Below are 10,483 nucleotides of genomic sequence, written 5' to 3'. Positions count from 1 at the left end.
GCCGCTGCCACCGGAGGCCACCTGTCCGCCGCCGCTGCCGGCCGTCATCCGGCCGGCATTGCTGCGCGCGGCGGTCGTGGCACCGGCCACGGCCACCGGCCGGTTCGACACACCTTCGCCGGGCACCGCCGCCATGGTGCCGTCGGGCATGGGAATGCCATGGTGGGTCGGCGGCTCGCGCGACATGCGAAGCTGCCGCTCGGCCTCGGTCATGCCGGAGCGGGCATCGCTCAGGTCCTGCGGCAGGGCGTCGGCGCTGTGGGCATAGAGCACCGGCAGGCGCGGATAGACCGGCGTCCACGCCCGGATCAGCGCATCGAAGCGCGCCCGGTCGCCCAGATCCTGATAGGCAAGGCCCAGACCGTAGACGGCCACCTCGGAGCGCTGCCATTCCACCGACAGGCGGAACCAGTCCGCGGCCATGCCGGGCTGGCCGGAGTTCAGCGCATACCAGGCGATGGCCTGCGCGCCGAGCGGCGAGCGGACCGATCCCACCACCGCGGCGAACCGGTCCAGCACGGGCTGGTCGATCTTGACGGCGCTGGCCGTCGTCAGCGCCGTGGTCATGGCCGTCACATAGGCGGCCATGTTGTCGGTGCTGGCATCGCGCCATTTGTAGGCGATCGGCTCGGCATCGAGCGAGCGCTGCATGGCGTGCAGGGCCAGCACATAGCCTTCCGCCGCCTTGGCGCCGCCGCCGTGGCCGAGCGAGAAATCGAACCACGCCAGCGCGCTGTCGAGATCGTTGTGGCGATAGGCATAGTAGCCGAGCAACGTGGCATCGCGGGCGCCGTCTTCGTCGCCCTTGCGGGCGGCGGTGGCCACCATCTCCAGCTGCGGCATCGGTGCGACCGTGTCCGGCTGGTCGTTGGCGGCGGATATGGCGCGGCGGGCGAGGTCCAGTTCCACGGCGCTGAAGTCCGCGCCCTCGCGCTCCGACTGCGGCACCTGCTGCAGCAGGGTCTGGAAATCGCCGGCCGGCAGCGTCGTCATCGCCTTCTGCAGGGTGGCGACGCGCAGGGCGGTCTGCCCGCAGGTCTTCATCATGAAGCGATAGGCATCGAGCGCGCGCGCCGTCTGGTCCGTTCGGGCATAGGCTTCGGCAACCGCCCACAGGATGTCGGCGTGGTCGCAGTCCATCTGGTCCTGAAGCTGGTCGGCCGTGGACAGGACCGTGCGCCACTGCGAGGCCGTTGCGGCGTTGATGAGGCGGCTGCGGGCCTCGAACGCATCGAGGGCGCGCAGCAGCGCCGCCGAGGGTTTCCAGTCCGGATTGGCGCTCTGGCGCTGGCTGACGGCGCTGCGGGCCTCCGCGCCCTTTCCGGCGGCCAGCAGATCCCATGCCGCCTGCTCGTCGCTTTCGGTGCGGGCGCCGGGGTTGAACAGGCTGGCCGGCGGCTCCCAGTCGGGGTGCAGCAGGTGCAGCCGCTCCAGTTCGGCGCGGGCGCGGGCCATATCGCCCTGCTTGATGAAATAGCGCAGTGCGGTGTCGTCGACGCCGCTGCCGCCGGTTGCCGTGCTGTCCGGTGCCGGGCCGTCGGCCGTGCCGGTCGTGGTGGCGAGCGGAAGCGCGGTGAGCGGCGTTGCGGCGGCCGGCGCATCGCCGTGTGCCGGGTCGGACGTCCCCTGCGCCAGTGCCGGCAGCGTCAGGGCCGGCAGCATCAGGGCCGCCAGCGCGCAGGACGAGAGGGCGAGGCGGCGCAGCCGGCCGTGCACGGCCGGCGCCCGGCAGGCCGCGAGGAGGCCGGCTGCCAGACGGCGGGCCGCAGGGTGGCGGGCTTCTGCATCGGGCGTGCTCATGCCATGCTCCTGCGTCCGATGCGGCGAACGAACGCCCAGCCGCTCAGGCCGCTGACGAAGGCAAGCGCGGCGATGACGACGACGTAGGCCGTGATGTTGAACGAGAACCAGTTGCCTGCCACCCGGCGCACATTGCCGGGGCCGGACAGCAGCAGGCCGCCGGAATCGACCTCCGCCGGGGCGGCATAGAAGGTCGGCTCGTCGCTCTGCCCGGGGCTGAGCACGGCGGTGCCGCCATGCAGCTCCTGCCACATGGCCGGTGCGGTCACGGCGGTGATGCCCGCGGCAAGGGCCGCGGCATCGGGGGCGGTGGCCACGGTCCATGCCGCCGGGGCGGCCTGCGGCAGCAGCCAGTCGAACCAGGCCGGCCGGGCGGAGGCCGCCTGCGTCAGCGCAAAGCCGCCGGCCGGCAGGCTGCGCGGGCCGCCGCGCAGGGCATCGGCCGTGCGGCGCGACACGACAGCGCTCATCAGCGTTTCGCGGCTGTCGGCCGGCGGCTGCCCGGTCATGTTCGTGCGCCATGTGTCATAGAGCGCGCGGGCGTCGTCGGCCGTGCTGCCGTCGGCCGGCTTGCGGCTCTGGCTTTCCAGCGTCTTCAGCCGCTCCAGCGCCTCGCCATAGCCGTCGCGGCGGCCGCCGGAATCCAGCACCGTGCGCACCGGCACGGGCAGGGGGGCAAGGCCGGCCGGGAAGGTGACGGCGCCCACCTCCGGCGGCAACTGGCCGACCGGGGCCACGATCAGCGCTTCCTGCTGGCTGCCTGCGGCGGCGGCCGGAACCGGCGTGACGGCAACCGGCGTGCCGAGGCTGAGCGACAGCCGGCTGAGCAGGGTTGCCGCGGCGCCGAGAGTGGTGTCGCCCGGGCCGACCACCAGCGGAATCGGATCGTCCGGCCCGCCGCCCATGGGGAAGCCGTCGGCCGCGAAGGCCGACAGGCTGGGCCAGCGGCCGAGACGGCCGAAGGCCGGCAGCGTCAGCGTGCTGGTATCGAACAGCGCAAAGCGCTCGGTGATGGTCATCGTGGCGCCCGGTGCGCACACCGTGTCGGCCGCGGTCCGCAGTTCGCCCTCGAACGAGATGCGGTTCAGGCCCGGCCGGAAATGCGTCATCGGCAGGCGCAGCGCATAGCCCTCCAGCAGCATGCCGCCCTGCCGCGGCACCTGCACGGCGGCGGCGACGCTGCCGTTGACCAGAATGCTGAGCATGCTGCCGACAGCCACCTGCGGGGAGAAGGCGGCGTTGAGGCGCAACGTGGCGACGCCGTTCTCGGAGCCGTAGAAATCCGCTGGCAATTCGATGTCGAAGCCGTCGAGGAAGCGCCGGCCGGAGAAGGTCTGCGTCGTCATGCCGAGGTCGGCGAGCGTCATGGTCTCGCCGCCGCGCGCCCGCAGCGTGTCCGGCAGGCGCCACGGCCGGGCCGTTCCGCCGGACGTCGTGATTGTGCGGGCCTGACGGATGAACATCTGCGCCGCCGCGGCGGCATCGCCGCGGCGCGGCCCGGTGAGCACGAGGGTGGGAATGCCGGTCGCGGGATCGGACGCGAACTCGAACGTGGCGTCCTGCCCGGCCGTGCCGCTGCCCACGCGCGTGACGCGCGCCACGTCGGCGGCCGGGCCGATCAGCACGGTCATGTGGCCGGGGCGGGCGGCGGCGGGCGCCGTATCGACGATCTGCACCACCGGATGGGGCATGCGGCCGAGCACCGCCACGCTGGCGGCAAGGCCGGTCACGGTGGCGGCATCGTCGATGCCGGTCGTGCCGCCGCCGGCGCGCACGATATCGATGTACGTCTGCCCCTTGTCGTCGACGCCGACGGCGGCAAGGTCGGTGAAGCCCTGCAGCACCGTCTTCGGGCCGGCGAAGCTGAAGCCGGTCATGGCGGGGACGAGATCGGTCCACAGCTCATAGGTGGCCGACAGCGAGCAGTCGACGCGGTGGCGCATGGCGGCGCGGATGACGACGCGGTTGGCCCCGGCCTGAAGCAGACCCGCCGGCACAGCCACGCTGACGCGTGTGTCTCCGCGCGCAGAGTTGATCGGAACCTGCGTCAGGGCTTCGCCGTTGATGAAAACGGCGAGCTGCGAGGCCTCCGGCATCACGGCCACGGCGTTGTGGTAGCCGAGCGAGAACGTTGCCGGGCGGCTGGCCTCGTCGGCGCTCAGGAACAGCGTGGCGGTGGCCGAGGCCATCTCGCCGGTCAGCCGCTGGCCGGTGTCGCTGAACAGGATGCGCTGGGGCGGCGGCGGCCCCTGTTCCGCCGGCGCGGCGGGCGCGGCCTTCGGCGCCTCCGGCCGGTCGGGGTGAAGGCGGAACACCTCGCGCGGGGTGCCGGCCGGGCGGATGGCGTCGGCCGCGGGGGCAGGCGCGGCGGCAGGCGGCAGGGCATCCTGCGCCGCCAGCGGGGCGGTGCCGGCCAGCAGCACGAAGGCGGCCGCCGCCAGCAGGCGGGCACGCGGGCGGACCGGTGCACTCACGATCGGGTTCATCGCAATGCCTCCGGACATCACTGCGGCTTATGGGGAGCGGAAGCGCCGTCGCGCGGCCTGTCCGGACCCAGATGGAGATAGCCGAGGGCGCGGGTGCCGTGGCGCAGTGTCCAGTAGAACACATAGCTGGCCGCCCGCAGGATGCCGACCGGGCTGCGCCGCCGCTGGGTGCTGGCAACCCAGCGCCCGGATTCGGCGAACAGCAGGTCGGCCAGCATGCGCTGCCCCACCACATCCTCGTGGCGCGCATCGCAGCCGACCTTGATGGCGGTGGCGCCCTCCGGCTGGATGTTGCGCACCGTCAGCGTCAGCGTGCCCTGCGGCACCGCCACCGTGGTGTGGAAGCTCAGCCCGACCGTCTGCCCGGTCTGCAGTTCCGGTGCCGCTCCGGCCTCCATGACGAGACCCACGCCGGACATCGACCCGTTGTCGATGGTGACCGGATAGCGCACATCGCCGACGATCAGTTCGCCGCTGCGGTCGAGCGCCACGCGCGGCGCCCGGCGCAGGTTGCGCCGCTCGGCCACCACGCCCAGCGCCAGCGCGCCCAGCATCAGGTTGATGAGGTTCCACGCCCCCACCACCAGCGTCACGTCGCGGCCGAAGGGATCGGCGAAATAGCGCCACACCGTGGCCGCCACGCCCAGCGCCAGCAGCGCGACCATGCCGTAGAACGGCCAGCCGAGCGACGAGACGCGATCCTTGTCCACGGTCTCGTTCTTGGTGGTGACTTTGAAGATGGCCTTGCGCGGCGATATCACGGCCGCCGTCACGGCGCCGATCAGATAGATCGACTGCACATATTCATAGAGTTCGGACATCCACGGCCAGCGATAGCGGCCGAACACCATGCTCTGGATGAGCGCATTCACCAGAACGTAGATGATCGTATAGGCTGCGAACTCGTAGCCGGACGAATTGAAAATCTGCAGGCCGAAGAAGAGATAGAGCAGCGGCGCGACCGTGAAGATGAGCCGCGAGAACGGGAACAGCCAGAAAAGCTGGCTGCTGGTGTAGCAGAGACGCTGGGGCAGCGTCAGGCCGCGCATGAAGGGCGGGCGCTTCAGCATGAAGATCTGCGTCATGCCCTGTGCCCAGCGCGAGCGCTGGCGGATGAACGAGGCATAGGTTTCCGGCTGCAGCCCGGCGATCATCGGCTTGGAAACGTAGATGCTGTTCCAGCCGCGGGCGTGCAGTTCGAGTGCCGTCTCGCAGTCCTCGGTGATCGACACGCCGGAGAAGCCGCCGGCATCGTTGAGCGCACTGCGGCGCAGCACGGCGGCCGAGCCGCAGAAGAACGTCGCATTCCACTTGTCCATGCCGCGCTGCACGAGGCCGTAGAACTGGTCGCTTTCCGACGACACGCGGTCGGAGAACTGCAGGTTCCGCTCCAGCGGGTCCGGGTTGAGGAAGAAGTGCGGCGTCTGCACCAGAAACAGTTTCGGATCGCTGTCGAAATAGCCGACCGTCTCGTTCAGGAAATCGCGCGCGGGGGCGTGATCGGCGTCGAACACCACCACAAGATCGCTGTGGATGCGCGGCAGCGCGGCGTTGAGGTTGCCGGCCTTGGCGCCGGCATTGTTGGCGCGCGACAGATAATGCACGCCAAGCTGTTCGCACAGCGTCGTCAGCTCGGCACGGCGGGCCAGCGCCCTGTCGCGCACCCCGATATCGGTGGCGGCGCACCGCTCCTCCGTCGCGCCGTCGTCGAGCAGATAGACCGTGAGCCGGCCGGCCGGATAGTCCATCGCCTTCGCCGAGGCGAGCGTCATGGCCAGAATGTCGGCGCTCTCGTTGTAGCTCGGCACCAGCACGTCGACCGTGGGCAGCTTTTCGGGCGCCAGACGGGGCGCCGGGGCGCGGTCCAGCGGATCGATCACCACGAACAGCGACAGCAGCAGCACCGCCACGCTGTACATCTCCGCCGCGTAAAGCACGACGCCGGGAATGAAGTTCTGCAGCTCGGACACCGGCGGGATGGTGGACGTGGTGCGCCAGTAGACATAACGCGCCACGATGGCCAGCGCGAAGCTCAGGAACACCGCCCTGAGCACCCCGGTCGGGCGCAGGAACTTCAGCGCAATCAGCAGCGCGGTGACGCAGAGCGCCAGCAGCCAGTGCGATGCAAGGCTGACGGACAGCGTCAGCACGGCAATCAGCACGGCCGAAGAGACGGCAAACAGGCTGCCCCAAACCACAGTCATGAACACGGTGCCTCCCCGGCGGCCGGACGCCGCCTTAGCCGCCTTATCTGTCTGCCCCGGCGGCATCGTCCGCTGCTGCCACCCCTCCCGGCGCGCAGGGTCCGATGATCCGGTCTCATCTGCCGGCCGCTTGCCGCGGGCCGGTGTTCTCAGGGCGCAGGGACGACGGCTGTGCCGCCCTGCGTGCCTGTCGCGGGGCCGCTTTCCGCCGGCCCTGCCGCGGGCGGGGCCGGCGGCACCGGCACCACGATCCGCTTCGCGGCCGTCTTCTGGCTGTCGCCCTGCAGCGTCGTCGGCATGCCCAGCGGGGGATCGATGCCGAGCGGGCCGGTCGGGCGCACGTTGTCGGGGCGGGCGGCGGGTGCAGCGGCCTGGCCGCCCGGCGCCGTCGCGGCGGGGGAAACCGGTGTCGCTGTCATTGCGGCTGCCGGCCGGGTATAGGCCGGGGCAGCGGGGGCCCGGTACACGGTCCGGTGCCGCGGCGCCGGCGTGTCGTCGCCGGCATAGACGGCCCCGCCCGCCGGAGCGCCGTAGACCGGCGTTCCGTAGACCGGCGTGCCATAGCTGCCGCCGGCGGCCGGAACGCCATAGACCGGGGCCGGCGTGGCGCCGGCCGCCGAAACCGTGATTGCCGCCGCCATCGCCACAAGGCGGTTTTCGCCGGCTCCGGGCGCGCAGATGCGCACGCGGATGTCGATCGCCTCGCTGCCGAAGGTGCGCGGCGCGCCCGGCAGCGCCTGCCAGGCGTAGATGCAGCCGATGCCGCCGCGCCGCCCGTAGGCATAGCCGAACGGCCCGTAGGCGTTGCGCACCACCCGGCCGGAGGGCGCCAGCGCCATCGGGGCCGCTGCCGCCATCTGCGCACCGAGCACCGCGGCATCGGGCAGGGTCGCCTTGCCCGGCCTTATGGTGACCTCGATAGCGTTTTCGCCCGGCACCGGGGCGGCCGTGCGCAGCATGATCTTCTGGGTCACCGTGCGGCCGGAGCGGGTTTCCACCACGCCCGTCACCGGCGGTGCCGGCGGAACGGTGGCGACGCGGGCCGCGTCGGCCGGCAGCAGAACCGGTTCGGAACTGATGCCCGGGCCGCCGGCGCAGCCGGCCAGCACCAGCAGCAGACCGCCCACCGCCGGCATCCCGAGCCGGCGGGCAATTCCGTTTCCGCAAGCCTGCAAGATCACCACTGGCCTCGCTTCTGCAACTGACGCGGGACTTCTGGCGAGCCCGTCTGCTGCTTTAACCCTTCTGTTCGGAGTGGCCCTTAATGGGCGGTGGGTAAGCTGTCAACGATCAGGGCGATTGTTGTGATGTCAATCATTACATAAAATTGCATTCCTTTTAGAGCAATACAAAACTAAAAATCTTTGGTTAATATGATATTAACGATTGTAACTCATGGTTACTCAGAGATTATCAATGTGAGTTGCTGGCCATTATCCGGCGCCGCTGCGCTGTTGCCAACCTGACGGGCCGGGTGTCGCCGCGCCGCGTGCGGTGCAGCAACTTTCGCGGCGGCGGACTTGCCTGCCGCCGCGGGCCGGCGGCGGAGCATTTCTTATGCGCAGAAAGCCGTCCGATGCGCTTTTTGTTTCACATATGCGTGATGCCGGCTCCGGCGCAGCCCTGCGGCTCCCGCCCGGCCGCCCGCCATCCGCTGCGGGGCGGCGCCGGCGCCGGCCGGTTGTGCGGGGTGGCGACTCAACCCCGCCCGCGCACAGCGGCCGGTGCCACCGGGCGTTGCGCCGGCAGCGTTGTCGCGGGGATGACAGTGTGTCTTCCGCCGGCCTGTTGGCCAGCGGCCTGCAAGGGGCGCAGAATGGCGGCGGGAAACGGCGGCAACAAATAGCGGCAAGAAACGGAGGAAACGTCCATGAGCTGGAATCCGGCCCTGATGCCCGGCGCTCCGCAGGAGACCGGCCCTGACGCCATCGAAACGCTGATCGTGCCGCGGGCCCGCGACCTCGGCGGCTTCGAGGTGCGCCGCGCGCTGCCCGCGCCGCGGCGGCAGATGGTCGGCCCCTTCATCTTCTTCGACCAGATGGGGCCGGCGGAATTCCTGACCGGGCAGGGCATCGATGTCCGCCCCCACCCGCATATCGGGCTCGGCACCGTCACCTATCTTTATCGCGGCGACCTGCACCACCGCGACAGCCTCGGCACCAGTCAGGTCATCCTGCCGGGCGAACTGAACTGGATGGTGGCCGGCCGCGGGGTGACCCATTCGGAGCGCACCAGCGCCCCGGAGCGCGGCGGGCCGCACGGGCTGTTCGGCATCCAGACGTGGATCGCGCTGCCCGAGGCCGACGAAGACATGGCGCCGCGTTTCGAGCACCACGCGCGCGACAGCCTGCCGGAACTGGAGGCCGGGGGCATCCGCGCCCGCCTCATCCTCGGCTCGGCCTATGGCGAGCGCGCGCCGGCGACGCTCTTTTCCGAGGCCTTCTATCTCGACGTGATGCTGGCCCCCGGCGCCCGCTTTCCGCTGCCCGACGACCACGAGGACCGCGGGCTCTATATCGTGGAAGGCGACATTCACGTTGCCGGCGAGGCCTATGCGGCCGGCCGGCTGATGGTGTTCCGCCCCGGCGACCGCATCACCGTCACGGCCGGGGCGGCCGGGGCGCGGCTGATGGCGCTGGGCGGGGCCACGCTCTCCGGCCCGCGCTTCGTCTGGTGGAACTTCGTCGCCTCCTCGCGCGAGCGCATCGAGGCGGCCCGGGAGGCGTGGCGGGCAGCCGACTGGGGTCTGGGGCGCTTCGACCTGCCGCCGGACGACCGGGCCGAGTTCATTCCCCTGCCGGAGCGGTGAGCGGCCGGCGGCGGCTTCAGCGGGTGATATCGCAGATGCCGCCGGCCACCAGCCGGTTCCACAGCGCCTCGGCATCGTCGGCATAGTCGAACAGCGTCAGGTCGGCGGCATCGATCATGCCTTCCTCGACGAGCTGGCCGAAATTGATGAGGCCGGTCCAGTAGGCCTTGTCGAACAGCACGATGGGGATCGGCGGCGATTTGTGGGTCTGGCGCAGGGTCAGCACCTCGAACAGCTCGTCGAAGGTGCCGAAGCCGCCGGGGAAGGCGACGAGCGCGTTGGCGCGCATCGCCAGGTGCATCTTGCGCATGGCGAAATAGTGGAAGCGGAAGGTGAGGTCCGGCGACTGGTAGGGGTTGGGCTGCTGCTCGCGCGGCAGCGAGATGTTGAAGCCGATGGTCGGGGCGCCGACCTCGCGCGCGCCGCGGTTGGCGGCCTCCATCACGCCCGGCCCGCCGCCGGTGGCGATGACGTTGTCGCGCCAGCCGCTGACCGGGGCGAGCGCGCCGCCGCGCAGCGAGGCGATGCGGCCGAACAGCCGCGCCTGCTCATACCACCCGGCATGGCGGGCATTGCCGTTGTCGGGCCGCACCCGCGCGCTGCCGAACACCACCAGCGTGGAGCGCACCCGCGCATCGCGCAGGGCCTCTTCCGCCTTGGCATATTCCAGCATGAAACGGACGCCGCGCATGGTGTCGCTGAGCAGGAAATCCTGATCGAGCGCCGGCAGGCGGTAGGAGGCCGAGGCCATCTGGGGGCTGTTGTCCCGGGCGGGGTCGATGGCCGGTGCGCCGGCCGGGCCGGCGGGGTCTGGGGTCGTCACGCACGTCTCCCTGAATCTGTCGGGCGCCGGGGCGGCGGCAGAGCAGCCGCGGTGGCCGGCAAGGGGCTCCCAGATGTCGGCCTTTGCGGGCCGCGTTGCAATCCCGTCCGGCCCGGCGACAGGGGATTGCGCTTTCCGGCACCAGGGGCGCGGCTGCGTTTTCCGGGCCGCGGAAATGGTCTAGAAGGCATCGGGCGCGGTCCGGCCGGCGCCGCGCAGCGGAGGGTTTGCCATCATGGGTCCAGAGGGTGATGCGCCGGGCCGGCGCGGTGAGAGCCTTGCGCCGGGCCGGCGCGGTGAAAGTCCTGCGCCGGGCCGGCGCCTTGAAAGCCATGCGGCGGCGGCCGGTCCCGGGCCGCAG

The 10,483-nt window shown here is 71.1% G+C and carries 6 protein-coding genes; 1 reads left to right on the top strand and 5 read right to left on the bottom strand.

Translation table 11 applies throughout. From position 1 onward, the window contains the following. The 4 genes from V7067_RS11775 to bcsN form a co-directional block, all read right to left on the bottom strand. The coding region (locus tag V7067_RS11775; protein WP_334176096.1) for a hypothetical protein at positions 1 to 1,800 on the bottom strand (1,800 nt) is incomplete at its 3' end. After that, complete coding sequence (locus V7067_RS11770; protein WP_334176095.1) at positions 1,797 to 4,286, bottom strand: cellulose biosynthesis cyclic di-GMP-binding regulatory protein BcsB; 2,490 nt, start codon at positions 4,284 to 4,286, stop codon at positions 1,797 to 1,799. The genes V7067_RS11775 and V7067_RS11770, both read right to left, overlap by 4 nt. A 17-nt stretch (positions 4,287 to 4,303) precedes the next feature. Further along, entirely contained in the window at positions 4,304 to 6,490 is a 2,187-nt protein-coding gene (bcsA, locus tag V7067_RS11765; protein WP_334176094.1) for a UDP-forming cellulose synthase catalytic subunit, read from the bottom strand. A gap of 149 nt (positions 6,491 to 6,639) precedes the next feature. Beyond that, on the bottom strand, positions 6,640 to 7,617 hold the full coding sequence (bcsN, locus tag V7067_RS11760; RefSeq protein WP_334176093.1) for a cellulose biosynthesis protein BcsN: 978 nt from the start codon (positions 7,615 to 7,617) through the stop codon (positions 6,640 to 6,642). A 743-nt stretch (positions 7,618 to 8,360) separates the two neighbouring features. Here bcsN and V7067_RS11755 point away from each other — a divergent pair. Continuing rightward, positions 8,361 to 9,299 (top strand): pirin family protein, encoded by a 939-nt coding sequence (locus V7067_RS11755; RefSeq protein WP_334176092.1) that lies wholly within the window; start codon positions 8,361 to 8,363, stop codon positions 9,297 to 9,299. A 16-nt stretch (positions 9,300 to 9,315) separates the two neighbouring features. Here V7067_RS11755 and V7067_RS11750 read toward each other — a convergent pair whose 3' ends face one another. Next, positions 9,316 to 10,050, bottom strand: coding sequence for a TIGR00730 family Rossman fold protein (locus V7067_RS11750; RefSeq protein ID WP_334176097.1), 735 nt, complete (start codon positions 10,048 to 10,050; stop codon positions 9,316 to 9,318). Positions 10,051 to 10,483 lie beyond the last annotated feature (433 nt).

This window comes from Pseudoxanthobacter sp., from assembly GCF_036822375.1.
Classification (GTDB): domain Bacteria; phylum Pseudomonadota; class Alphaproteobacteria; order Rhizobiales; family Segnochrobactraceae; genus Pseudoxanthobacter.
This window is presented reverse-complemented; position numbering and strand designations above follow the sequence as displayed.

Bases quoted from the DNA above. Each gene is read 5' to 3' on its own strand.
- bcsA (WP_334176094.1), bottom strand. From the start codon at position 6,490: ATGACTGTGGTTTGGGGCAGCCTGTTTGCCGTCTCTTCGGCCGTGCTG.
- V7067_RS11755 (WP_334176092.1), top strand. From the start codon at position 8,361: ATGAGCTGGAATCCGGCCCTGATGCCCGGCGCTCCGCAGGAGACCGGC.
- V7067_RS11750 (WP_334176097.1), bottom strand. From the start codon at position 10,050: ATGGCCTCGGCCTCCTACCGCCTGCCGGCGCTCGATCAGGATTTCCTG.
- V7067_RS11770 (WP_334176095.1), bottom strand. From the start codon at position 4,286: ATGAACCCGATCGTGAGTGCACCGGTCCGCCCGCGTGCCCGCCTGCTG.